General features: G+C 41.0%; 25 protein-coding genes and 1 pseudogene. 6 read left to right on the top strand and 20 right to left on the bottom strand.

Annotation, left to right across the window (positions count from 1 at the left end):
- Positions 1-6: 6 nt before the first annotated feature.
- Together topA and AU255_RS19850 are read left to right on the top strand one after the other, a co-directional pair.
- Positions 7-2,325: a type I DNA topoisomerase gene (gene topA / locus AU255_RS14125; RefSeq protein WP_080523581.1), complete on the top strand. Its 2,319-nt coding sequence runs from the start codon at positions 7-9 to the stop codon at positions 2,323-2,325.
- A 130-nt stretch (positions 2,326-2,455) separates the two neighbouring features.
- Positions 2,456-2,572, top strand: a pseudogene (locus AU255_RS19850) (IS6 family transposase); the annotation flags it as partial.
- Between the two features lie 63 nt (positions 2,573-2,635).
- Here the strand turns inward: AU255_RS19850 and AU255_RS14130 are convergent.
- Positions 2,636-2,905, bottom strand: a complete 270-nt coding sequence (locus AU255_RS14130; protein WP_269844817.1) for a S16 family serine protease — start codon at positions 2,903-2,905, stop codon at positions 2,636-2,638.
- Positions 2,906-3,023: 118 nt separating this feature from the next.
- Here AU255_RS14130 and AU255_RS14135 point away from each other — a divergent pair, with 118 nt between their 5' ends.
- Both AU255_RS14135 and AU255_RS14140 read left to right on the top strand, forming a co-directional pair.
- Entirely contained in the window at positions 3,024-3,395 is a 372-nt protein-coding gene (locus AU255_RS14135; protein ID WP_158083035.1) for a helix-turn-helix domain-containing protein, read from the top strand.
- A 55-nt stretch (positions 3,396-3,450) separates the two neighbouring features.
- The gene (locus AU255_RS14140; RefSeq protein ID WP_269844818.1) at positions 3,451-3,975 is read left to right on the top strand and encodes an IS630 family transposase; all 525 of its coding nucleotides are present in this window, start codon (positions 3,451-3,453) and stop codon (positions 3,973-3,975) included.
- On the opposite strand, the gene brxL is transcribed toward AU255_RS14140, so the two are convergent.
- From brxL to AU255_RS14175, 8 genes are all read right to left on the bottom strand, one after another.
- A complete protein-coding gene (gene brxL, locus AU255_RS14145; RefSeq protein ID WP_233144683.1) occupies positions 3,955-5,751 on the bottom strand; it encodes a protease Lon-related BREX system protein BrxL in 1,797 nt (598 codons plus the stop codon). The genes AU255_RS14140 and brxL overlap by 21 nt on opposite strands.
- Positions 5,751-8,345, bottom strand: a complete 2,595-nt coding sequence (gene pglZ / locus AU255_RS14150) for a BREX-1 system phosphatase PglZ type A (RefSeq protein ID WP_080523583.1) — start codon at positions 8,343-8,345, stop codon at positions 5,751-5,753. Before pglZ ends, brxL begins: the two co-directional genes overlap by 1 nt.
- A gap of 20 nt (positions 8,346-8,365) precedes the next feature.
- On the bottom strand, positions 8,366-8,806 hold the full coding sequence (locus AU255_RS14155) for a Fic family protein (protein WP_158083133.1): 441 nt from the start codon (positions 8,804-8,806) through the stop codon (positions 8,366-8,368).
- An 8-nt stretch (positions 8,807-8,814) separates the two neighbouring features.
- Positions 8,815-8,985, bottom strand: coding sequence for a hypothetical protein (locus AU255_RS20135; protein WP_233144684.1), 171 nt, complete (start codon positions 8,983-8,985; stop codon positions 8,815-8,817).
- 105 nt (positions 8,986-9,090) lie between these two features.
- Complete coding sequence (locus tag AU255_RS20140) at positions 9,091-9,228, bottom strand: hypothetical protein (RefSeq protein ID WP_158083134.1); 138 nt, start codon at positions 9,226-9,228, stop codon at positions 9,091-9,093.
- Between the two features lie 220 nt (positions 9,229-9,448).
- Positions 9,449-9,685, bottom strand: a complete 237-nt coding sequence (locus AU255_RS14165; RefSeq protein WP_080523586.1) for a DUF2442 domain-containing protein — start codon at positions 9,683-9,685, stop codon at positions 9,449-9,451.
- A gap of 12 nt (positions 9,686-9,697) precedes the next feature.
- Entirely contained in the window at positions 9,698-9,967 is a 270-nt protein-coding gene (locus AU255_RS14170; protein ID WP_080523587.1) for a DUF4160 domain-containing protein, read from the bottom strand.
- Between the two features lie 42 nt (positions 9,968-10,009).
- On the bottom strand, positions 10,010-10,549 hold the full coding sequence (locus tag AU255_RS14175) for a BREX-1 system adenine-specific DNA-methyltransferase PglX (RefSeq protein WP_080523588.1): 540 nt from the start codon (positions 10,547-10,549) through the stop codon (positions 10,010-10,012).
- 176 nt (positions 10,550-10,725) lie between these two features.
- On the opposite strand from AU255_RS14175, the gene AU255_RS14180 reads away from it, so the two are divergent.
- Positions 10,726-11,867, top strand: a protein-coding gene (locus tag AU255_RS14180) for an IS3 family transposase (RefSeq protein WP_143735875.1) whose coding sequence is annotated in 2 segments (ribosomal slippage) — positions 10,726-10,981 and positions 10,981-11,867 — 1,143 coding nt in all. Because the reading frame shifts where the segments join, the coding sequence is not laid out codon by codon here.
- Here AU255_RS14180 and pglX read toward each other — a convergent pair.
- From pglX to AU255_RS14230, 10 genes are all read right to left on the bottom strand, one after another.
- Positions 11,832-15,068: a BREX-1 system adenine-specific DNA-methyltransferase PglX gene (pglX, locus tag AU255_RS14185; protein WP_080523589.1), complete on the bottom strand. Its 3,237-nt coding sequence runs from the start codon at positions 15,066-15,068 to the stop codon at positions 11,832-11,834. The genes AU255_RS14180 and pglX overlap by 36 nt on opposite strands.
- On the bottom strand, positions 15,065-15,514 hold the full coding sequence (locus AU255_RS14190) for a type II toxin-antitoxin system VapC family toxin (RefSeq protein WP_080523590.1): 450 nt from the start codon (positions 15,512-15,514) through the stop codon (positions 15,065-15,067). Before AU255_RS14190 ends, pglX begins: the two co-directional genes overlap by 4 nt.
- Positions 15,502-15,732, bottom strand: a complete 231-nt coding sequence (locus AU255_RS14195; protein ID WP_080523591.1) for a hypothetical protein — start codon at positions 15,730-15,732, stop codon at positions 15,502-15,504. The genes AU255_RS14190 and AU255_RS14195 overlap by 13 nt, the downstream gene beginning before the upstream one ends.
- Before the next feature lie 189 nt (positions 15,733-15,921).
- Complete coding sequence (locus tag AU255_RS14200; RefSeq protein WP_233144685.1) at positions 15,922-16,419, bottom strand: GNAT family N-acetyltransferase; 498 nt, start codon at positions 16,417-16,419, stop codon at positions 15,922-15,924.
- Positions 16,416-16,691, bottom strand: coding sequence for a type II toxin-antitoxin system TacA family antitoxin (locus AU255_RS14205; protein WP_080523592.1), 276 nt, complete (start codon positions 16,689-16,691; stop codon positions 16,416-16,418). The genes AU255_RS14200 and AU255_RS14205 overlap by 4 nt, the downstream gene beginning before the upstream one ends.
- 112 nt (positions 16,692-16,803) lie before the next feature.
- Positions 16,804-20,424 (bottom strand): BREX system P-loop protein BrxC, encoded by a 3,621-nt coding sequence (brxC, locus tag AU255_RS14210; RefSeq protein ID WP_080523593.1) that lies wholly within the window; start codon positions 20,422-20,424, stop codon positions 16,804-16,806.
- A gap of 18 nt (positions 20,425-20,442) precedes the next feature.
- Positions 20,443-21,063 carry a DUF1788 domain-containing protein gene (locus AU255_RS14215; RefSeq protein WP_080523594.1) on the bottom strand — a complete coding sequence of 207 codons (621 nt, stop codon included), beginning with the start codon at positions 21,061-21,063 and terminating at the stop codon, positions 20,443-20,445.
- Positions 21,063-21,662: a DUF1819 family protein gene (locus AU255_RS14220; protein ID WP_080523595.1), complete on the bottom strand. Its 600-nt coding sequence runs from the start codon at positions 21,660-21,662 to the stop codon at positions 21,063-21,065. Before AU255_RS14220 ends, AU255_RS14215 begins: the two co-directional genes overlap by 1 nt.
- 724 nt (positions 21,663-22,386) lie before the next feature.
- Positions 22,387-22,647: a hypothetical protein gene (locus AU255_RS14225; RefSeq protein ID WP_080523596.1), complete on the bottom strand. Its 261-nt coding sequence runs from the start codon at positions 22,645-22,647 to the stop codon at positions 22,387-22,389.
- A 40-nt stretch (positions 22,648-22,687) separates the two neighbouring features.
- Positions 22,688-23,167, bottom strand: coding sequence for a DUF4136 domain-containing protein (locus tag AU255_RS14230; RefSeq protein WP_158083135.1), 480 nt, complete (start codon positions 23,165-23,167; stop codon positions 22,688-22,690).
- 191 nt (positions 23,168-23,358) lie between these two features.
- Between AU255_RS14230 and AU255_RS14235 the strand changes: the two genes are divergently transcribed.
- Positions 23,359-24,486 carry a PQQ-dependent sugar dehydrogenase gene (locus AU255_RS14235; protein ID WP_080523598.1) on the top strand — a complete coding sequence of 376 codons (1,128 nt, stop codon included), beginning with the start codon at positions 23,359-23,361 and terminating at the stop codon, positions 24,484-24,486.
- A 112-nt stretch (positions 24,487-24,598) separates the two neighbouring features.
- Here the strand turns inward: AU255_RS14235 and AU255_RS14240 are convergent, their stop codons facing one another.
- Entirely contained in the window at positions 24,599-25,186 is a 588-nt protein-coding gene (locus AU255_RS14240; RefSeq protein ID WP_080523599.1) for a hypothetical protein, read from the bottom strand.
- Between the last annotated feature and the right edge of the window lie 21 nt (positions 25,187-25,207).

Raw genomic sequence — 25,207 nt, forward strand, 5'->3', positions numbered from 1 at the left:
AAGAGAATGAGTAAAAATTTAATCATTGTAGAATCACCAGCAAAGTCGAAAACCATCGAAAAATACTTAGGTAAAGATTTTCAGGTGCTCGCTTCCTATGGACATTTACGCGATCTGGTTCCCAAGGAAGGAGCAGTTGATCCCGATAATGATTTTGCCATGAAATATCAGATTCAAGAGCGCAACCAACGTCATGTACAAGCTATAACCAAAGCACTCAAAGGTGCAGACACCCTTTATCTCGCGACCGATCCTGATAGAGAAGGAGAAGCTATATCCTGGCATTTACTGGAAATTCTTAAGGCTAAAAACCTGTTAAAAAATAAAACCGTTCACCGCGTCGTTTTCCATGAAATTACCAAAAAGGCTGTTACCCATGCGATAGAAAACCCGGGTAAAATTGCAACGACTTTGGTAGATGCACAACAAGCTCGCAGAGCCCTGGATTATCTGGTTGGTTTCAACTTATCCCCTTTATTGTGGAAAAAAATACGTCGAGGACTGTCCGCTGGCCGGGTACAAAGCCCTGCACTACGCATGATCGTTGAACGTGAATTGGAAATTGAAGCCTTCAAAATTCGTGAATACTGGTCGATTACAGCTAAACTTGCTCACGAGAAACAAGCGTTTAAAGCCAAACTCACACACTATAATGGCGAAAAACTAGAGCAATTTAGTATAGAAAATGATACGCACGCGCAAACAGTTCAAAAAGCATTAATTGCCGTAGCTGATGGCAAGTTAAGCGTCTCTAAACTAGAAAAAAAACAACGTAAACGCAACCCGGCTGCACCTTTTATTACTTCGACTTTACAACAAGAGGCGGCACGTAAACTGGGCTTCACCACCAAACGCACCATGATGGTTGCCCAGCAACTTTATGAAGGAATGGATATAGGCGGCGGTGAGGCAGCTGGCTTAATTACCTATATGCGTACTGACTCGGTTAATCTAGCGGAAGAAGCGCTGGAAAATATTCGTCAGCTAATCAGCGAGAAATACGGTGCAGATCAAATACCTGCAGAACCTCGGGTCTTTAAAACCAAGTCTAAAAATGCGCAGGAAGCGCACGAGGCAATCCGTCCGACTTTGGCGCAACAGGTCCCGGCTGACTTAAAAAAGCATTTAACTAGCGATCAGTTTAAGCTATATGACCTCATCTGGAAGCGCACCATTGCCTGCCAAATGATCCATGCAACCATTAATACCGTATCTGTCGACTTACACTGCGGTAGTGATAAAAATATTTTCCGCGCCACTGGCTCGGTTATCGCCAAACCTGGCTTTATGGCTGTGTATCTGGAAGGTAAAGATGACAATAAAGAAGGCGATGATAAAGAAACCTTTTTACCCCCTATGGCAGTGGGTGACACAATCCCCCTAGAAGACATTGTTACCAATCAACATTTTACTGATCCGCCCCCGCGCTACAGTGAAGCAAGTCTGGTTAAATCACTAGAAGAACACGGTATAGGCCGTCCATCAACTTATGCCTCGATTATCTCCACGCTACAAAATCGTGAATATGTAACCCTGGAGAGTAAGCGATTTTACCCGACCGATGTGGGCAGGATTGTTAATAAATTTCTGACCGAGCATTTTACAAAATATGTCGATTATGATTTTACTGCAAATCTGGAAGATAATTTAGATGCAGTTTCGCGTGGAGAAAAAGACTGGATCCCGCTCATGCGAGATTTTTGGATCCCCTTCACCAAACTTATCCATGATAAGGAAGAATCGGTACAGCGTAAAGATGTCACTCAGGAAGCCATTGACGAAAAATGTCCCGAATGCGGCAAACCACTCTCTATCCGTTTAGGCCGCAATGGTCGCTTTATCGGTTGTACCGATTACCCAACCTGTTCCTATACCCGTAACTTAAATGATGACGGTACAGAGTCTAATGCGCCAGAAATTATTGAAGGCAGAAAGTGCCCTGATTGCGGATCTGACCTGGTTTTGAAAACCGGGCGTTATGGTAAATTTATCGGCTGTAGTGCATATCCTAAATGCAAGCATATAGAACCTTTAGAAAAGCCACTGGATACAGGTGTTGAATGTCCTAAATGTAAAAAAGGCACCATCCTCAAGCGAAAATCCCGCAACAACAAAGTATTCTACTCTTGCTCAGGCTACCCAAAATGTGATTACGCACTATGGAATGTCCCTGTAAAAGAACCTTGCCCAACTTGCGACTGGCCTATATTAACGCTTAAAAGCACCAAAAGCCGCGGCCCAGAAAAGGTTTGCCCGCAAAAGGATTGTAAATATGCAACGCCTTATGAAGGTGATCCTGAAGATATTAATGGCCCCACGCAGTAATAACTAAAGGCATTGCCCCAGTCATATGGGGCAAATTACTCTGGTTTAGGAATAAGGATTTAATAAAATCCTCACTCCTTAGCCAACATTAACCTGTCGATGATTAAGGTGCTTTTCGCTACCTTAATCGTTAATCGGTATATGCCAAGTAAAATATTTAAATAATATAATCGAACACGCCCATCGCTTCATCAAGAAAATAATTAAAACGGTACATATGATTCGCGAGGGTCAATGGCCCGCATAATATATTCAAGCTTAAAAATAGTTGATGCTTTTAGCCACATAGCCTATGCATCCCCCCTCTGCCTTATTGCACGCCTAACGCTTTATACACAGCATCTACCGGATCAGAATAAAAACTAATCTGAAATCTCGAGAACAACTCGGCTGGCACGGTAGGTATATCTGAAGCAGAAGCCATCGGCAGCAATACTTTAGTGCCACCGCTATCCATTGCCATTTGTAAAGTACCTGCAAGATCTTCTACAGGATTCACTACGCCTCCTAAGGTCATATTGCCCAATACCACCATTTGCTCCTGTACCGGTTTTTTCATTAATACTGAACAGAAAGCAATAAATGCCGCAAGACTGGTTTGCGTGCTTGCACCTGAGTTATATTACATTTCCCGTATTAATGAACTGAATTTTAATGTACTATAGCTTTCCCAGTTCTCCGTTATCAATCATATTTTTGTGCCAGCCCCTTACTCAGTCGATATTCGAAAAAAAGTGCTCAATGCTATTGAGATAGACAAACAAAGTAAACCTGATATAGCTAAACGTTTCGCTGTTTCTTATTCTTTTGTTTATACCTTATGGCAACATTACCAGGAAACTGGCATGATTGCAGCCAAAAAAGTAGGCGGGCATGTTGCACCAAAAGTAGATGAAGCGGGTGCTCTTGAGATAAAAGAATGGCTAATAAAAAAGCCTGATTTGACACTAAATGATCTTTGTGACCGATATGCTGAACACTTTGGTATTAGCATGGGGAAAAGTTCAATGGATAGAGCTCTTAAGCGTATGAATATTCGATATAAAAAAAAGTCCGTACGATCCAGCTAAATATTGTGACCGAACTAAAAAGCTAAAAATAGACTATTGCACTGAAATCGCCGATATATCGCTCGATAAGCTCATTTTTCTTGATGAAATGGGCGCAGGACTGAATCTCTCACCTCTTTATGGGCGAGCACCGTCAGATCAGCGTGTTTATGATGAAGCGCCGGTTGCTAAAGGGCAGCGTATAAGTATGGTCGGGGCAATGACATCAGCCGGTATGAAAACCGCCTTAAATTTTGAAGGAACCATGACAGGACTTGTATTCCTCTACTTTTTGAAGCATTTTCTTTGCCCCTTACTCGCTGAAGGTGACTATGTTGTGATGGATAATGCCTCAGTTCATAAAGTAGATGAGATTAAGGATCTTATTCAAAAGACAGGAGCAAAGCTTATTTATCTACCGCCTTACTCACCTGACCTTAACCCGATTGAATTAGCATGGAATAAAATTAAACAGTACTTACGCAAACAAAGACCACGAACCGTTGAAGCGTTATATCAAGCTTATGCCGAAGGGTTGAAATGCATCAGTACAGATAATGCTCTAAGCTTTGTTAATCACTCAATGAAGTTCGCTATTTAAGTGGGATATGTAATAAAGCTCAACTATATGCAGATGGAACTCGTATTCAGAAAATTTTGCTATCTGGCTGATGCGGCTCAGGTTACCTTTGAAATAATCAAACCCGACTCTAATTGCTTCTTTAGCAGCCATATTAGAGCCTAATCCAGAAACCGTATGCCTGCCATGCCCTGCCATCATTTGCGTTTCAAAGCGATATAATCCTAATTGTCCTGTTAAATCATTCTTGGTGACCAAATGCACCACGCCAGGGTGCGACATACCTTCAGGAATTAACTTGCTGCCGCCCTGCTCCGGTACATTAACGAAAAACTCTTCTAAAGATTCGTTATCCAAATAACTAAAATGCACATCAAAGAATTCCATCCCACCAAGTTTCTTAAGTTGCTCTTTAATGCGTCGGCGTACTTCCAAGGCATAAATCAAACAATAACGAACATCCTCTTTAGCAAATTGGTTGTTCGGGTGCAAGAGCTTAAGCAATCCTGATACAGTACACCGTACAGCAATCACATCGCGCTGGTTTAGGTTATTGCCTAACTTAAAATATTTATCAATTGCGTCGGCAAAATTACGCTTGCGCATTTCGCGCATATATTCGGCCATATAATCGGTAATCAAGCCAAAGTTATTGGTGAAGAACTCAGAGCGCATTTTCGGGATTTCCCAACCTGGAATATAAGCATGAAAACGATCAAAAAAAGCGGTATCAATCATCTGTTGTGGGAATGGCGCTAATAAATGACTGCTTTTCACTAAGGTTTCGACGCTTTGATTGATATTACCGATAAAGACCATCGAGGCACTGGCTTCAATCGAATCACGCCCTCTGGAAAATGATCCAGATGCCATATAATCTTTCATGATTTGAATGCCATCGTTATCATGAAAATTAATCCCCGCGACTTCATCAAACGCGACGACATCCCATAGCCCCACTAAACCCACTCTGCGACTGGCCATGTTATAAAACAGGTTCGCCACCGTAGTTTGCCCACCAGAGACTAATAAGCTATTGGGTGAGCATTCTTTATAGACATGACTTTTACCGGTACCTCTCGGCCCTAACTCACAGACATTATAATTATTCTCCACAAAGGGGATCATGCGCGCGAGCAAATGCAATTTAGCGCGGGTCTCTAAATTAACCGGTTCCATACCAATAGAACGTAACAATACATCACCCCATTCAGTGGTCGTAAATTGGGCTCTCGCAGTAAATAACTCCTGCATATCCATATTGGGCATCTGAATGGGCTTCAGCGTCGCAATAGAAAACGGTGAGGCCTTCTGTCCTTCTTCAAAGAAATACTGCACAGTGATAATGCACCAGATTCCCCCCGTGAATAACTTCTCGTTTTCCTTAACAATACCTACTGGAACAAAAGCATCCTTTAGCCCCAGGTTAGAAAGGTTCGCTTCATAAATATCCTTGTGTTGATTCAGCTTTACACTGACTTTATCGATCACTTTATAGCTGCCGCGTTCGCGAATCAGTGATTTCACTTTTTCCGCTTCATCAGGGCGCACATAGTTTTCGGCTAATATCTTTTTAACATTTTCCAAGCCTTCATTCACTACTTCGGCATCATCAGAGGCACAGTACATCCCCAATAAATATTCCAACACATAAACAGGGACATTCGCCCCTTCTTTAAGCTGCTTGGTCAGATCCTTTCTGACCACACGCCCTTTAAAGTAGCGATTCAAAAGTGTATCCAAATCTTCGCGTGCCTTATCTTCTATATTGACACCGTCATTGATTAAATCATTCATTAGAAAAAGTCATCCGTAAAGGCTAAATCAATAGTGACGGCATACTGACTATAGCGGGTTTGTGTGATGGTATTTTCTAATACCAGTGTATAGGCCGCATGACGATCAAATTGCGAACCAATCAGTTTTAAACGCGCATCTCGGGTACGCTCATTCATAGAAGTGCTTTGACTGTCAAAATTTAAGGTTTCACGACTGGAAACTTCTTTACCGTCACTATCAATAATAAAAATATCCACTTGCCGCGCGATATGCTGCTCGTCAACCGCATCGGTCTGAATAAAACTGATTTTATCGATATTATTGGCCATTTTAATTGGCTGGCTTTTCACCACAATACCCACAGGCTGTTTCTCATTCTGCACCATCTTCTCACCGCGCAAGGCCGCAATAGAAATCACCGGTACACAAATCTCTTGCAGCATAGCCCCGCCATGCACAAAACGAGAACCACCGATAAAATGAAAGCGTTGTGCGCCTTTAGGAATTAAAAATTCAGTGTCACCGCAGCCATTAGCGGTATCAGCAATCCGCCCTTTCCAGCAGGCTGAGTCAGCACGTAGATGATCGCCAATAATATAGCGTTTCCTGGCTTCTATGGTTCCGCCAGGCTTAAAGTCTAAAACCGTTTTATCGGCTTCAGATAAGGCTGTTTGCTGGAATAGAAATCCATGATCAGCGGTGACTAAAACACGATTACCATTCAAGCGATTAATCACCCGCCCGACCAAGTCTTTTAATTCATTAATAGCATCACGACAGGCCTCAAAGGTTTTTTCTTCCGTCGGTAACTTATCGCCGATGGCATCAATGGTATCGTGATAGATATACACCACTTCGGCATCACGAATCTTCTCACGGCCCTCTTCGTTACTCCAGGCGGACAAGACCTTTGCACTCACCGCCATGCCTTTTACTTTGGTTAAAATCGCATTGCGATTATCCAGACCTTGTGTTGATAAACCATCAGCAAAGACAACGGCACCCTGATCTGTTGCATAAGATAATGTTTTATGCGGCAATAAGGCTGCCATGCCTAATTGCGTATAACTGGGTAATACACCAAACTGCGTGTTTAACTCAGCTTTAAAGCGTTTTTCACGATTAATACTAAAAACTAATTCATGGGCTACTTCATAACGCAAGGCATCCGAAATAATGACAAATACTCGCTTGAACTGCTTGCTTTTAAGATGAATCGCCACCTGACGATCATAAAACTGGTATTGCTGCGGGACACCGCCTATTTTCCACTCTTCTAAACAGTGTTCATTTTCCAGCAGCCTGTCCCATGCCAGGCCTATTTCATATAAATACCAATGGGTATAAAGATTTTCTATTTCCTCATCGAGCTGGCGTAAAATATCCGCCCCTTTATTGAGTACCGACGCGACATTTTCATTAAATAGACGATACGCCTGATCAAATAAGTAAAGCTCACTCACATAAGCGCTATACATCGCCTTGGCGGAGTCATAATAAAAGCCATCAACATATTGCTGACGTAAATATAATAAGCGCTCAGCCTGACGCAAGGCTTCATAAATCGCTGCGTACTCTTTTCGCGATAAACACCAGTGACTCACCAAACGTCGCGATAAAATACGCTCAAATTGCACACGATCCAAACGCCGACTGACATCCAGTAAATCATTAACCAGACCGCGAATAATTGCCTGTTCAATCACTTCAAAGGTTTCACATTCGACTAACTGGTTGGGGTGGTAATCCCTGCAGCGTGATTGCACCTCTAATTGACCACTGATCTGCCTGGCAATCACATCATGTGCCTTTGCAAAGCTGCGACTATCGCGCCATCCGGTCATAAACGCTAATGCCGTTGCTTTACCTGCGCCCGTCTTTACGACATTATTCAGTAACCAATCCCGATCCGTTGCTTCAATCTGACTCCATAACTCCGTACAGAATAATTTCAAGATGAAATCTGCTAAAGAAGGCTTGCTACTCGCATAACCAAATTGCGCCGCCAATTCATTCCACAAGGACTCAGTTAATTCAAATTTATCTAGCTGATCCATTAAGCCGACAGCATCATTCCCTGAAGGTAAAGCCTCCGCATGATCCTTGACCAGTTGAAATAAAATATCCGTTAACGATGCTGATTCCGCTTTGCTTAACACCGCAATCATCTTACGGTCTAAAGAGGCTTCATCCTCGTTCTCGGTAACAAAACGCTTTAAGGCTGCCATACGCTGTTTATTAGCAAAAAACGACTGACGTTGACGTATATGGCCGCGCAACGCCATTTTAGGAATCCCTAGCTCATTCAATAATATTGAACTCACATCGGCAAAGAATTGCTCACTGTATAAGCGTATATCTAACAGCCAATCCCGATCAGCTTCAGGTTCTGCATAAGGAAAATACAATAAGAAAGGCGTTAGCGGCTCGTCTAATTCCAGACGCTTTTTAGTTTCAAATAAAGATTGCTCGGACATATCCAAAACAGTGACACCTTCAATTATTAGCATCGAGACTGCCTCTTTAAAGCTTTCTTCAGGGTCGTACCAAAATACCAGGCGGCTTTGCTCAAATTTGGCGCGAATGCCTTGCTGTAGTTGTTCTATTTGCATAACTGATACTTCATCCCTATTTAAATAGTCTTGCCTAATTCGGTAGCTAAAGCAGTCAATCGATATTTTTGTAGCCGGCTACTTGGTTTATCCGGAATTGTTCTTTCTATCAGACCTTTTTCAAGTAATTTTTTTATTTGCTTATTAAGCTCACCTGAGACTACTTTTTGATCCAGTTTCTGTGATAACTCTGATTTGCTAAGTTCATTATCAAGCAAAAATACGATAACTTTAGCGGCAAGATTTGACTCTAGCTGTGACTCTAGCTGTGACTCTAGCTGTGATGTTTTCTCAATAGTTTTCTTGTGCTCAAACTGCTGATGAATAGGCAAAGTCGTTAAAAAATAAACATTATGACTATCAGTTTCAAAAACAGGTTTAGGCGAACCATTATTTGCCATAAAACGCCTGATCTTAGGCAAACCAGTTCCTCTACCTTCTATAAGGTTTAATTCCTTCAAGAAATCACCTAAACGGCTATTGCGACAATCTCTGGCAATAATTTTTTTCCCTGTAGCATTTTTTGATCAACGGGCGGTAAAGGACCAGGGAAAGACAATATCTCAATACAGTTATGACGCACATTAATCTCAATAGGGTTTTCCTTATCATAACCTTTATGGAATACCGCATTCGCCACAGCTTCTTCCACCGCTTCAAAGGGAAAATTATAAAAACGTAACGCTATAGAGGTATTCTCTGCATGGCTCTCTTATTTAGTTTTATGTCGGCAACGATAATAATGTCAAACTTTACGGTAAACAGATTCAAATCCCACGTACTCCAAGAGAAACTTTTCAGCACCTTGACACCCCTCTGTTAATGGCAAACGATTAACCCGTTTTCTTAGCTCTCGTTGCTGTTGTTTTGTAAAGCTTGCCATTATTATTTCTCTGGAAACTTACCCGTCACCGCCTTAACATTCGCCAATAAATCGCCAAACTGTTATCGTTCCCACGCTCTGCGTGGGAATGCATCTCAAGACGCTCTGCGTCACGGGATACAAAGGTGTTACCTGGCTTGCTTGCGGAGCCTTCTGCTTCGGGACGCGGAGCGTGGGAACGATAGATTCTATTAACATAAATCACCTTTTAACTGTTTTGTTACCCAACGACCCGACCACGCTCTAAAATCTGATCCAAATGGAAATCACATTGATCATTCCAAAAAACACGCTTATTTTTAAACTGAACAGCATTAAATAAAGCCTTATCATAGAGTGATTTATAACAAGGGATACGCTCTAATTCTGCTTTAACATCAAAATCCACAACAGAATTGTCATCTAAATAAATGCGTAAAATATAATCATTTCTTGGTTCGATATTTATCAGTTTCATTTTATTCTCCTTTTATCGTAAAGGCTCAATACGTAATGGTTCTTCACCTGATATGGCTAACTTCCACTCGACCATCAAAGATTCTTGATGTAATTCAATCCATGCCTGAACTAATCGCGTTTGTTTTCGAGGTAAATTTCCAGCGATGATATCGCCTTCCATAATTGAAAACACAGCCTCATCATCCTGATATTCAGCATGGATAGGCGGCATATTATGTTTCCCCGTATCATAAAAATACATCATGATACGAATGCCATAAAAAATAGAAATAGTAGGCATCACTGACTCCTTTAGTATTAACAATTACCCTAAAATTATTCATCACTTTCCCCCCGTCACCGCTTTAACCTCCGCCAGCAAATCACCAAATTTACCATAATTCACTTTAACGCCATCATCTAAATCCAAACTAATGTGCATATCAGCATAGTGCTTTAATTTATCGTCAAACTCGCTGAGTTCGGTTTGTTTTTTCTCTAAGGCGGTGAGGGATTTTTTAAAGCGATTGCTTTCAGCGGTGGTACTGGCATCTTGCATTTGTTTTTCTAATACCATTGCAGAGGCCTCGTATTTACCTAACAACGGCGTGACGTATTCAGTACGCATTCGGGATAAGGTGCTTTCGTTGTAGCGGTGTAGATAAACCAAACATTCAAAGGCTTTTTGTTTCCCTGAACTAAATAACCAATAAATCGGGCGTTTTTTGTAGGTTTTTAGATGGTCTTTATAAAATTGGCTCGATAAATAACGGCGGATAGTTTCTAGACTGGATTCACTGCTTTTGGCTTTAATGGCATACAGACATAAGCTTTCGGCTACAAAGTCTAGGTTTGTTTGTAGATTGTCTGCTCCCCAAACCACACGGACAAATTCACGGAAGCGGTGGGTGGCATCATCGGCAAACCATTCTTGATCGGTGAGCGGGAGAATGCCGTCGTTATCAGGTTTAAAAGTCTGTTTAATGTATGTAGTGGTCTAATAATCCTGTACTAAACGATAGGAGTTTATAATAACCCCTTAATCAAAGATGCAGACCAATGAGTAAACGAAAAAGTTATACAACAGAATTTAAACATGAAGCGGCCAGTCTGGTATTAGATCAGGCATATTCCATAAATGATGCTTGCGAAGCTATGGGCGTTGGTACTACAGCAATGCGCCGTTGGGTCACTCAATTAAAAGAAGAGCGTCATGGTGTTACGCCAAAAGGAAGCCGAGCGATTACTTCTGATCAGCAAAAGATTCAAGATTTGGAAAGTCAGATAAAGAAACTAAAGAGGGAGAAAGAGATTTTAAAAAAGGCTTCAGCTCTCTTAATATCGGACGTGTATCAATTTTAATGCTAATTGATGAGTTAAGAGAGCAATACAAACAATGCGAATTATTGCAAACATTTGAGATGAGTCGTAGTAGTTACAACTACCACCGTAAGCATGCAAACAAGGCAGATCCTGAGCGAGACAGGTTAAAATCCAAGGTTATTGCGTTACATGAAGCGAGCCGCAGTTCAGCGGGGAGTCGTACCCTTTCTGCTCAATTAAAACAGCAAGGTGAATCTGTTGGACGCTTCAAAACACGGAGTTTAATGCAAGAAGCGGAGCTGACAAGTAAACAGCCAGGCGCACATCGTTACAAGGTGGCTGAAAAGCCATCAAACATAGCGGATAACCACTTAAACCGTGAATTTTCTACCGAACTGGCTAATCAAGTTTGGTGTGGTGATGTCACCTATATTTGGTCGGGTACAGGCTGGATATATTTAGCATTGGTGATTGATTTAAATGCGCGCCGTATCGTGGGGTGGGCTTGCTCAACTAGTCCTGACTCAGTATTGACTACACGAGCGTTAAAATTAGCTTATGCGGCTAGAGGAGAGCCCAAGAACTTGATGTTTCATTCTGATCAGGGGTGCCATTACACCAGTAAGGTATTCCAGCAGCAATTGTCGGAATATGAGATCAAGCAAAGCATGAGTCGGCGTGGTAACTGTTGGGATAATGCACCGATGGAGCGTTGTTTTAGAAGCTTTAAATCTGAATGGATGCCTAAGACTTTTTATTCATCTTATGAACAGGCAGAGAAAGATATTATGCAATACATCAAGTATTACAATAGTTTCCGTGTACATAGTTATAACAATTATTTAACCCCAATCCAAGCGGAGAAAGAAGCCGCTTAAAAAACCGATCGTTATGTACGAATTTACTTGACCACTACAGTAGATATGTTTAATATACAAGGTTGGGTTAGCGGCTTTATCGCGTAACCCAACATTTTCGGCTTCGATGTGTTGGGTTACGCTATCGCTAACCCAACCTACGTCTGCATGATAGATTTTCTCAAAATCAATATTCCCTGCATGAGCATAAATCAGTCCTGCTTTATCCAAACGATACCGCCCCATCATACAGCCGATGGCATAGCTGATAAGCTCTGCGAGGGTGTCGGATTGAAAGCGCTTATTCAGGTCGGCATCTGATAAATTACCGCCATAACGGTATTTTGGATTCACGGTCAGGGTGATTTGTTCCAGCGGTACATCGGGCGTGAGTTCGTCTTGTAAGTCGTAAGCATCGATAAACAAGCGGTTGTTTTCTTCTTCCAGACGTTGCATTTCGGCAATGGTTGCGCGGTTGTGGGTTTGCCATGCCGCAAAAGCCGCCTTAATCGTTCCCACGCTCTGGCGTGGGAACGCATTCGGCAACGCTCCTGCGTTGCGTGACGCTAGAGCGTCACTTACTGCATTCCCACGCTGGAGCGTGGGAACGATAACAAACCACTCACCACTCACTAAAGGATTGCTTTGAAAGTCCCATGAGGTTTCGTAGTTATTCCAATCGTTTTGAGATAATTTTATAAGATCATTACATTCTACTTTAATAACTGAATTAAACGGTAACGCTCTAAAATTACCCACTTTAAAATGAAGGGTTGGGTTGATTATTGGTGTTATAAAATCAACAACGTTTGAATTTAAAAACGATAGTAATTGTGAAAAATCTCTACTCGATTTTAAAAAACCAGATGGACTTGCACTATCAAATAAATGGTTTTTTGGTTTTAATCGAGCTGAAAAACCACCTGATGTTATATCGGACCAAATAGCAGAGTTTTCAGAAAAAGTTGGTTCCCCTTGAATCCCAGAATTAGGCATTGATTTAATTAACTCACCATTATTTTCCCAGTAAATTATAAATTCTTGGTTACCTGCCCATTTTCTATATTCACCACCTTTATGATGAAACACCCAACTAACATCTAATTTATCTAGCATTCCTACTGTTGAGTAATCAACCTCATGCCAAAGTCTTAAAAACTTATCATTATTACCAGTTTTAATTCCTTCAGAAGAAAAAGACTCCGTACCTAGCGAATCAAATTTATCAAACACCGAAAACCAATTATCACTCACCCAATACGCGATCGGACTGCCTGGGATTTTTTTAAAGTCATCTTGCTGAGTTGTACTATAAGCTTGCTCTTTATTGAGTAAGGCTTGCTGTTTCTTTTCTTCATTCCCGTCAATCAAACGAAAAAAAGTCGGTTTATAATCTGCAATATGATTTTTTGCTAAAACAAAGGCGGTGGTCTGTACGACTTCACCCGATATTTGCCCAAATGCCCGCGCTCCTAAATGTGCCATCGTAATAAAGGTATGCTCATCTAAAAGCCATTCTCTGAACTTTTCATAACTGGATAAAAACATCCAGCTTTGCATCGTGACCATCGCCACATAAGTATTTTTCTCACCACTCGTCACTCCCCACTCATCCCTCAAAAACCGTTCCATAAACATCGCAAACAAATCCGATTTACTATCAGGAAACTGTTTTTTAGCAAAGGCTTTTAATTCTGCATTCATGCCTTTACCGCCCATATACGGTGGATTCGCGACCACGACATCATAGGATTGCGCCAAGATTAAGGCTTGTTGCACCAAAGGCATTAAGCATTGATAGCTTTGCTGGGCTAAAAAATCCTGGATATTATCCGCAAGTTTTTCTAAGGCGCGCTCTAAGGTGGGTAGGTATGCGCTTAATGAATCAGGAATTTGAATTAACGAACCTAAACAGTCTGCTTGTGCAAAGGTGTCAATTAATTCCCGGATGATACTGCCTAAACTCTGAATTTCTTCTTGATTATAATGCGCTTGCCAGAGCTGTTGCGCATTGAGCACTAAGGCTTCTGCTTCTAATCCCTTTGAACTTTGCAAGGCCATGATATTTAACTGCACCTCACGGGTAAATATACGCCGATCATCCGCCCGCGCTTTCATCATCAAAGCAAAACCCGATAATTGCGCCGCGCGGTCGTCTATATCCAAACCGTAGAGATTTTTTTCTAAAATCAGCTTGGGAATATCACGCAACCGGTAACCGCGCTCTGCATAGATGGCTTTGAGTAAATCGTAGGCTTCGACCAATATATGCCCTGAACCGCAAGCAGGATCTATTAATGTTAAATCCTCTGGATTTAAAGCAGTGATGAGTGATGAGTGATGAGTGGTGAGTTGACTCTCCTGACTCGCCACTAATCCCTCGTCACTCGCCCCTTGAATATAGTAGTCCATGTCATTTTTCAGCTGTGACTCAGGGTAATGCATTAACCAGTGTCGTCCTAATGAATTTTGCACCAGATATTTAACGATCCAATTCGGCGTAAATAACTGCGTGGCGGCGGGTATATCTTCCGATTTAACCACCTTACCAATCACTTGATCTTTCTTTTCTGAAATATAGAATTGATATAACCAGCCAATCACTTCCACCTGCTCCCAATCTTCCACAGGTATCTCATTCACCAGTCCACGCAAAATAGAATCGGTACGGGTTAGGTTATCAGGTAATAAGAGTTCAGTTTCATCATCAATCGCTTCAAACAGAAACGGCATGGCTTGATGCAAGGCATGGCATTGTCCTAATAATAAAGTCCGATACAAAAGCTCGTCCTGATTACCTGCCAGTTTGAGTTCAATAATCTGATCACGGTTTAAACTTAAATCCTCAGCCACATCTTGAGCATGTTCCAGTATTTCAAAACCGCTATTATTTTCAGGGTGGGATAAAACGCGTAACCCATGATCTAAATAACCATGTAACTCCATGTAACGAATCGCACAAAGACGGTTAAACCATGTATAGGCAACGAGTTCCATTAAGGCTGTAAAACCAGTATTTTCAACCTGTGCAATTAATTTATTACGTGCACCTTTGAGCTTTAAATCAACACTACGTCCCTCAACAGTCAGCACCTGCCCTTCTTCTTTTGCTTCTGCAATATGGCTGGCGAAAATACCAAGTTCATTTGCGCGTTTGCTAACGGCGGTGATAAAAGCGTTCCTGGCCAGGGGGGCGTATTTCTTGATGTGAGTGGTATTCATGAGGCGCTTATCCAGTCCGATAAAAGCATGACATTAAGATTGGATAATGATTTAAATCCCACATCATTGGTTAATAAACAGGTACAAGAATGTATTAAAGCAGTGCTTGCATGAATAGCATCAGGTAGCTTTATACCTGTTTCTGCACGTAGTTTTGCCGCTGCGATAAGAATATCTTCATCTATTGGCATAATGTTCAAGTAATCACCAGGCGTTAGTGCTTCGCGGTAAACAGCAACTAATTCAGGGTGCTGTTTAAAAGGGAAAACCAAACATTCTGCTAAGGTTAATTGACTGGTTATTGCTTTGCATTCACCTTGCACTAGCCCTGTGAATACCTCTGATAATAGACTTGCCCAAGGCTCTGCTCCTTCTAGAGCATAAATAAAAATATTCGTGTCCAGGTAAATATATTGTTGGGCAAGTATTGTTCTCAATCGTCCCATTTATCACGCTCTGCACGAATTAAGCTATCAATTTCAGCCGCATTTTTATAGCACCCTTTAGCCTGACCGATTAAATCAAGTAAATGGCGTTTTGCTGGTTTATCGATGATCTCATCATCTAGCGATAAAATAATGACTTCAGTACGGCGATGCTGTAGTGCCTTAGGAATAGCAATAGTCTCTGGTGTGTCGTTGAACACTAAACGTACATGATTCATGTCTGTATGTAGGTTGTCTTCATTAAAAACAAATATTGGGTAAGTGTATCAATTCTTGACCTAATACGAGGTAAAATTTCTAGCCTTATTATCGTTCCCTCGATCCTGCGTAAGAACTCATAGTCTTTATTTTTTCAAATCAATAACAGTATCTTTAAGCAGGGAATATATCAAACGCTGGTTTGCCTTTTATTGGCCTAAACTGCGACGTACATCCATTAGCGTCATAAATAACTTATTCGGTTCATCTAAAAATGAGCTAAAGCCCATTTTTTCATAGAATTTCGCCACACCTTGTTTGGCATCAACCATAATTAAGGGAAAAGCCACTGTATCACTAGCAGCAAGCAGTTTATGCAAGGCATCAATTAATAACCATTCACCATAACCCTGTTGCGCATAGCGTTTATCAATTGCAAGTCGTGCAATGAGTGCAGTGGCTTGGGCATTCTGGTGTTTCTTTTGTAACTTCTGAGGTAAGGCGCTTAGATTCAATGTAGTCATCGTTAGCGTGTAGTAACCTATGATAAATGTCGTTTGTTGCTGATCTTCCAGGACAAAGGTGCGAGTATTGTCTTTGCTTGATTGCTGCTGTGCCATTAGCCTCAAATAATTATTTAACGGTTCAACTCCACAGTCAAAACGTTTACGGTCATGTTTATTTTTATCCAGAGGGACGGTAATCACGCTTGCGATTTACTCGTATAACGCTCTGCCGCTTGCTGTAAGCGTTGATGTACTTGTGCCGGTGCATCCAAGGCTTTGGCTAATAAAGCGGCATCACGCTGGCTCAGTTTTATGCTTTGTTCGCGCTCGATAATGTCTTGGGCTTTTTCTATCGCCGCACTGAGTACAAATGAGTTAATGCTGGACATACCCGCTAATAAAGCGGCTTTTGAAAGTAAGTTTTGAGTGTCTGCATCAACACGGGCGGTAATGCGGGGTGAAGTTGATGTCATGCGAGTCTCCTGTTTTTATATGTGTCATATTGGCACATTTTATAAAGGAATAGCAAGTATGTATTTTCGTTTATGTGTTAGTTGCAGATTTTTTAACACTTAAATTTATCCTCTATTTTAATCTAACTTTATCACCTGCATTCACCGCCTTAATAAGCTGTTCTCGCAATTTAGCCAGGTATTGTTCCACTTGTTCTTCACTTTCAAGAAATACATGTCCTGCCCCCATCATATTCATAATCGCTGCTGGATTGATCGTTACTGTTCGTTTTGCTTGCGGTGCTGTTATTTTGGCTTTAGCAACCGAGCCGCCTGCTGGAATTTCTGGCTTAACCATGTTGGCTTTGCGCCGCTCCGATTCAATAAATTCATTAATCAATTCAATCGCTGCATCTTCATGCGCCCCGGCTTCCATCTGATCACTAATAATTTGAGCAATAGAGTGGGTTTTATCGATATGCTTTTTACAGTCCTGCAAGGGCAATAAGGCTTTATTTTTTAGCGTATCAGGCGCATTCGCTTCAAGTAATGAGGTCGTGATGCTGTTAATTCGGCTCTCAATACGCGCATATGCATGCGCACGTTTTTCAGCGACTAATTGATCATTAATTTTTTGCACGCTTTCAATTAGTGGCTTGATATGGCGTAATTGTCCATAGGGCTCTGCCATCTCATAAATACGGTCCAGTTCCTTTAATGCCTTTAAAGCTTCTCCCTGTTTTTCGAGTGCTGGACGATTAGCCTGGTGATTATTAAGTGCTTCTGCTAAGGACTGCCATGTGTGGAATTGGCTGTTATAGAACTCGTCCAGATCTTCAAAATCTTCTGCGAATTCCTCCAGGGCATCAGCATCTGCTATCAGGCGTTGAATGAGTTCAAAGCTGTTTCTTTGCTCTAATATTCCCGCCAATAAAACTAAGCCCGATTCTATTTTTTCTTTACCTGGGAAATGCCCAGTTTGAGATTTAATGGCAAAGGATTTAAGTTCCTCTTGCCATTTTTTTAATTCTTGTTGAATCAGTTCTGTCAGTTCTTTTTCGCCTGAGCCTGTAAAGGTTTTTGCGAATAGCGTTTTAACTAACCCAACTGCTTTTTTGAGCTGCCTTTCATCATGTAGTCTTATTTTTTGTATGCGTATTTCGCCGCGTTTACGACTGTTGGTAAACGGTTCATATGCTTTGTTTAAAGCTAACGGCAAGCTTTGCAAGGTAAAACTGATTTTTCCTGCTAACCCTAGTCGGGCGGCTATTAATAATAATTCATCATCTAGCCAGCCATAAGGGCGACGCGTAAAATGACTGACTAAATCGCGTAAATAAAGGGCTTCGTTACGATCCACTTTAAGTGATATGTATTGCTCCACTTCTTTCATCGCTTGTGGATTACATTCCTCTGCGGCAAAGTCCATATTGGTTTGGGCAATATCATCTGCCATTAATACCGCCTGGATTTCTTTTTCTATACTCCCCGTGGTGGGACGTAACAAATTCAGTTTTGCAAAGGTGTTTTCGATCACATAGGTGTAAGCCGCTTCCAAAATAGCTGAGGGTGTTGCTGCTTTTTTGGGTAATTTTGTACCGATGGCAAATAGGTCTGCTTCAATAAATAAACTTTCAAAATCATGTCTTAAGCGTTTTTCTCTTTCCATGTTTTCCATCTGTTTATCGCGCAACAGATGTTCTTGTTCTGGACGTTGACCTGAATTTTGTTTTAAAAAACGGTCTGTCTGAATAAAGGTTGTTAGTTCATCCCATAGGCGTTTGTGTTCGCCTAATTTAATTAAGATGCAACCATCACCGTCTAAGGTATGGTTAATGCAGTGTTGATCATGCGCATAATTTTCATAATGGGCATCGAGTGGGGAGATTAGCTTTAATACCAGATCTTCTAATTTTGATCCGTCTCTTGGATGTCCGTTACAAAAACGACTGACTTTAAAATCCTGTTTATTTACGGGATAACGGAACTGATTTTGACGACGTAAAATATCATCAAAAATGATAGTAGCCAGTTTATTAGAAACTTCTGAAGGCTCTATATCGGTATGCCGTATCTCATTTTCTATTTCTTTTTCTTCATTGGTAAGAAAGACGAACTCATCACCGTTGCGGGCGATTAATAACTGTCGTTCCAGGCGATTTAAACTGTCATCAATTTGTTTTCTTAAATTTATTTTGTCTGCATCTATGCAATCAATAGAAAGCGTGACCAGGTTATCCAGAGTACTTTTGACCGTATCAACATAACGAATCAGAAATAGAGTTTTAAGTATATTGCCGTCAAACTCTGTGAGTGAGTCCAGGTCACAAGCCTGATCTATCGTTCGTTTTACGGCTGGTTCTAAAAAGCTTTCTATAGGACTGTAAAAATTATGGAAAGGGATTAATACGTCTAAAGGACAGTCTTTAACCTGTTTAGCAGCGGATTGGAAAGCATCCAGTAAAGAGCGTTCCCCCATCGCTAAATGTTTGCCTGTTGCGCCTTTGGTTCTTATCGATTCAAATACTTTTTGTACTAATGCGTAATGAAACGGAATGAAGGGGTAGTTATCAATAAAGGAGGGTGCATCAGAAAAGGGTTTTAATTCTGCTGTGGTGGTTTTATCAAAAGATAACTGATTTCTTAAAATATCGCCTTTATCTGCATAGATTTCACCTAGTTCTTTACTTGCTTGTTCCGTTTTGGCCAGTAAACGTTTTTGAATAACTTCTGATGTATTGGAGCTGGAGAGTGAGGGTTTTGTAGCAAAACGGCCTTGAATCTTTGAAAAATCATCGCCGTCACGCTTTTCCATATTGCCAATAGCGGCATCTAAATCAGCTTGTGAGGTAACTACTACCCAAGCCCTTCCACCACAAGTTGTGCCCAGGTCTTCAACTATTGTTTGAAGCTTGAGCATCATTTGGGTATTTTTGCCGATGAACTGACCTACTTCATCAACTAAAAATAAAACATGCCGGCCATTTTTGCTTTCGATATATTCGTTGACCCATTTGCAGAAGTTTTTCACATCGAGTGGAAAATTATTCCCCAGCTCTTCTATTACTTGACGAGCTGATTCTGGGCTTTGTTTGCTGGCTTCTGCAAAAGCTTCTGTGAGTTCATCACGATAAAAATCATAGGCATCTCGGTTGTTTTCCCACGTATCGCCAGTGAGTTCAGCAAATTTATCTTTGAATGCCTGGTATTGTCCTCGCTTATCTAGTTCTCGCTCTAAATGCGCTATATGAGGGAAGTCAGCGCAATAACCGACTCGCTCATTAAATACTTTAAGAAAAACTTTTAAGATGGCATTTTCTGCTTCATCGGTATTAGCCCGTGAATCAATATTAAACAGGATAACATCTGCTTCTTTATTAATCGCACTATGTATATCGCTGATAAGCATTGCATCGGTAATTTTTTCTTTGAAAAACTCGAAGGCTTTACGTGTCTCTCCGTCTTTTTCTACTTCTCTATTTTCAATGAGGTAAGACAGGATTTTTAGGAAATGCGATTTACCCGAACCAAAAAAGCCCTTAATCCATACACCCATTTTAGTGTTAGGATTGAATTTATCATTACATGAAGGCAGATAAGCTTCAAAAAATTCCCTGAAATGTCGGTCTAATTCTTGAGTGACTACATATTCATCCAGTTCAACATAAACACTGTCATTATCCATTTGCTCGGCTTTGACAACACCATTAATATTACGGGTCAGTTGCTTGGTAAAGATTTCTTCGACTATCATAAGGAATAGGATTAGGCGTTATTTAAGGAGCGAGGATTTGCCGTCTTCGGGAACAAGTTTAAAGGCACGATAATAATTACGCGATTCAATCATGCCGAAAGGGTGTAAATCCCGACCACTGTATGAGCCAGGGTAAAACAGAATAAACGGGGTATTGCCCATAACATCTTGCAAGGCACTGAGTAATTCATGTCCGCGCACTAACGGCCAGGCATTACCTAAACCAGATAATAAAAGAAAATCCAGGTTTGATTGATCATTGGCTTTAAAGGCTTGCTCGGCAATAAACTTGGCGACTTTATCCTGGCTTAATGGACCCGCTAAAGTTTTGCGTAAAGCATCGGCACCCACTTGTTTTTCACGCGCAAAAGTGCGCTCTAATAAGCCGCGCGCATTGAGCATATCGGTTAGCGCTTGAAAGATATTGATATGCGCAAAATGATGATTATGTTTACTAAGCTTTTCAGTGAGATGATTAAGATAGTCTCTGACAATTAACTCTGATTTAGGCGGGTAATCAAAAATCCAGAAGCCAACCTCATTACCTAAACCATCGTTTTTAAGAAATTTAGGACATTCGATCCGCTCAAGCACTAAATCCAATCGAGCTTGCAGGGCTTTATCTGTGCGCTGATTCATTATTGGGTACACTCCATGACCGCGATAAGTTCTTGTTTGTTAATTTGACGCAAGGTTGCTATTACTTCAGGCAATAAGTAAACGACCTGTAGTTGCCGTTGACGTGACGAATTAAGATAACCCGCATCGACTAATGCCTTAATGACATTACTACCCATTTTCTTTTGCGTAGCTTCAGAATAATCCGCCAATACAGGAAACACCCGACTGCGATCCTGGATAAAATCACCCCACGCATGCGCTGATATAGCAGGTTTATAGGTACGTTTCGCTTCAGCAAGCCATTCTCGCATAAAATCAGCAATGATGGGGGACTGTACGATAAATCCAGCGAGTAATAATTGCACATAGGCACGATCTGATACATCAAGTAAGGCCTGAGTATAGATATCTCCCATTGCTTTTAAACGCTTACGAATCACGTTAGCAAAGCGTAATGAGGTTTGCGCGGATTTCTTTTGCAGAATATTATCTTTAACAATACGTTGCTTCCATTGCTCTTCAGACAGCTTTTCTAATTGAACAGATGCGATGATGCGAGTCTCGGCGATTAACAGACTGCCGCCGTTTAGGTCGCCTACGTAGTTTTTTAGCTTCACTATATTAAATTAAGGTGGATTCAACTCTGAAGTGCAATTTCAGTATTCAAGCGGCCTCATACTCAATATCTGCAAAAAATACAGCACGAGGAGTTTCGTAGTATAGAATGTTCCGTAGACGATGTTTGAGTTTATTTATCACTTCCACAACCTGTTCATTGGTTACCGCCTTTTGTGTGGTTTATTGCTTGAGAGTGGCATTCATCATGTGGCTCAATTAAGCCAGGAGCCGTTGAGCCGTTCATTTTAGAATACGCGGAAAATAACCCAGGAACGAGGGTTTAACAATACCCAAAAGTATGGAGCGGATGAAACAAGATCAACATTTCACCCGGTTGTGTGCGTGCAATGAGCTGACAAAACGCTTGCTAATCCCCCACAACTATCAGCCACATTGGAATAAATATTTAAATATCGGTATGTTAAAAACATCACCATTCCCGAGGTCTTATATCGTGAATCTATGCTTAACCTACTAGATTCCTGCTAGATTCCTGTTAGAAACATGCAGGAATGACGAAGTATAGCTGAGAGTTGTGGGTAATCAGGAAATGCTTTTAGATATTTCTGGTAATGAGCAATAGAGTTAAACGCCCCGCCTTCGCACGGATCATAAAGCTAATGCCTAACCAGGCTTGACAACGAGACATTATAACTTTTTTGTGTGGTTTTTGGGGATGGGGCAGCTAAGTTATCCATCAGAGCCCCACCCAGTAGATAATAATCAGTCTTTGATACGCTTGGCAATACGTTGGTAAGCGTCTTTCAACTCTTCACCGACAACTTTAGCAGTGCTAATAAATTCATCGGAGGTTTCCACTGAATCATCAGCAATGTCGCCTGCTTTTAGCTTAACTTGCTCCCACATCTTTTCAGCACTGGCAAATTCTTCTTTTGCTTCCATAGACGCTAAATGTAACTTTAAATTTAGCTCATCGCGTTCGACAGCTAATTTTGCCATTAATTTATCAAATTCCTGTTTCATTTTTAAATCTCCTAAAAATAGTGTTAGATTCTATATTTAATTACTTTTCAGGTAAAAAGGCTAATAATTTTTTAACAAAAACATCAATTCTGGATTTTCTTTCCTCCAGGGGAATATCCTTTAAGGTTGCCAGTGCCTGCCCTGCTGTACGCCATGCAAGTTGATTGGTTTTCGGGTTGACTACATCAAAAATCAAAGTACCTTTTTCATAATTATTCTTATCAACATTATGCACCATTAAAGCGGGTACTAAACCATACCTGGTTGCAATTTCTGCGTCGCTCATGTCTGATGCCAGAACTGCAACAAAGCTTATATTGATATCTGCTTGTTCTGCTTCAGCAATAGGCCTATATCCTTTTGCCTGCATCTCCTGCTCGATGCTCTGTTTTATCAGGCTCCACATATCAACATTTTTAATCATCCCGCTGCTGGAATGGCGCGTAAAACCTTTTGACCATTGGTAAGTTGCATTTTCTGGTAAAAGCAACTTAGAATGATAAGCAGTAATAAATGACACTGACATGTCTTCCTTCGGAATATGCTGGGTCGTTGAGCAAGCAACCAGCAAGGTGCTTATTAATATGAAATTTACTAGTATAGAAATTTTTTTATAACACATAAGTCTAAATATTTTTTATAAATACAGGGAAGCCTGTTGAGATTAATATACAACAGGCTACGATACTAAAATCTTTATCAGGTATTATCATGTTCAAAGCTAAACTATTCAATCGATTTCTAACTGCAGGATGGCTTGCCGTATTACTAACCAGCCAACTACCGGCCGCCGAAAAACAACACAGTTTAGACCATATCAAACTTCCCCAAGGCTTTACGATCAGCCTGTTTGCCGATAATGTGCCGAACGCCAGAGCCATGGCTTTAGGTAAAGATGGCACTGTCTTCGTCGGCACGATGAGCAGTGGCAATGTATATGCACTGCAAGACATTGACCAGAACGGCAAGGCCGAGCTACGGCATATTATCGCCTCTGGTTTAAACATACCTAATGGAGTCGCTTATAAAGACGGAACGCTTTATGTGACCGAACTGAACCGTATTATTCGTTTCGACAATATCGATCAACATCTGGATAGTCCGCCTAAGCCTGGCGTCGTTTATAAAGACTTTCCCAATGAAAAAATGCATGGCTGGAAATACTTACGCTTTGGCCCGGATAATAAACTTTATACATCTGTAGGAGCCCCCTGTAATATCTGCCTGCCTACAAAAGATATATTCACTTCCTTAGTGCGCCTAAACACCGATGGCAGTGATATGGAAATATTAGCACGTGGCATTCGTAATACCGTGGGGTTTGATTGGCATCCAATCACTAAAACCTTGTATTTTACGGAAAATGGCCGGGATTGGTTAGGCGATGATATTCCGCCAGATGAACTCAACAAATGGACAAAAAAAGGTCAACATTTTGGTTACCCTTATTGTCATGGCGGTGAACTTCTCGATCCCGAATACGGCCAAGGCAAACAATGTAAATCCTATACGGCTCCCGAATGGAAGTTCAACGCCCATATGGCTCCTCTGGGAATTCATTTTTATCGCGGCGTACAATTCCCCAAAAGCTATCATTTACAGTTGCTGGTTGCTCAGCATGGTTCCTGGAACCGGACAATTCCACATGGCTATCGTATTGCCATGCTCAAACTTAAATGGGGCAAAGTTGTTTCTGAACAGGTCTTTGCTGAGGGATGGCTGGGAGAAAATGGCAAAGCAATTGGCCGACCTGTTGACATACTCGAATTAGTAGATGGTAGTTTACTGGTTTCTGATGACCTTGCAGGCGTTATCTATAGAATTAGCTATGACGGCTAATTCAGACTACTTGATTTCGCGGCAGTACGTTAATAGGTATATTCTTGAGTTTGCATAGCTTTATGCCGCGATTTCAACCTAAATTGCGGTTAAAAGCCTCTATCCATCAAAGCTACAGATAACTTTTAAAAAAGCGGGTCACAAGAGGTTTAAAGGCCTGATAGTGAGATTTGATACTGGCAATAAAACCAGCTTCACCAAAATACTGACTAATTATCTGCTGCATTTTCTGCCTGATTGCCACGATTCTTCTCTTGATATAAACATGAATAGCGGAATTAAGTAATTTATCAATCATGTGCATAATCCATTCATAGACTGTTTTCAGCCAGGAGAATGTCATCAATTGCATTTTAGTTAATTCAAATAGCCAAAAAGTGATTGCTGCAACGGGAATTTTTAATACATAAACGAGAATTCCCAGCGAAAAATAGCCTTCTATAAAGCAAAAGCCTGCCAGCAAGCCCATAGCCTCGGCAAGCAGCAAAATACCTATAAAAACCGACAATAAAAGATAGCGGTTCATCTGCAAAAATGTCTTTTTTAAAGGCTCTAATACAATAAGGCTTTTAAAATATTGATAAATCGGCCTGGCAAAAATATTCCAGAACAACTCTTCAAACAGGATGTAGCCAATCACTAAAATGCTTTCCAGCGTTTTAGCAACAAATGTTTTTGTTTTGTGATTATTTGTATTCATATTGAGTATAAAAAAGGGGCG

Source organism: Methyloprofundus sedimenti, assembly GCF_002072955.1.
GTDB lineage: Bacteria > Pseudomonadota > Gammaproteobacteria > Methylococcales > Methylomonadaceae > Methyloprofundus > Methyloprofundus sedimenti.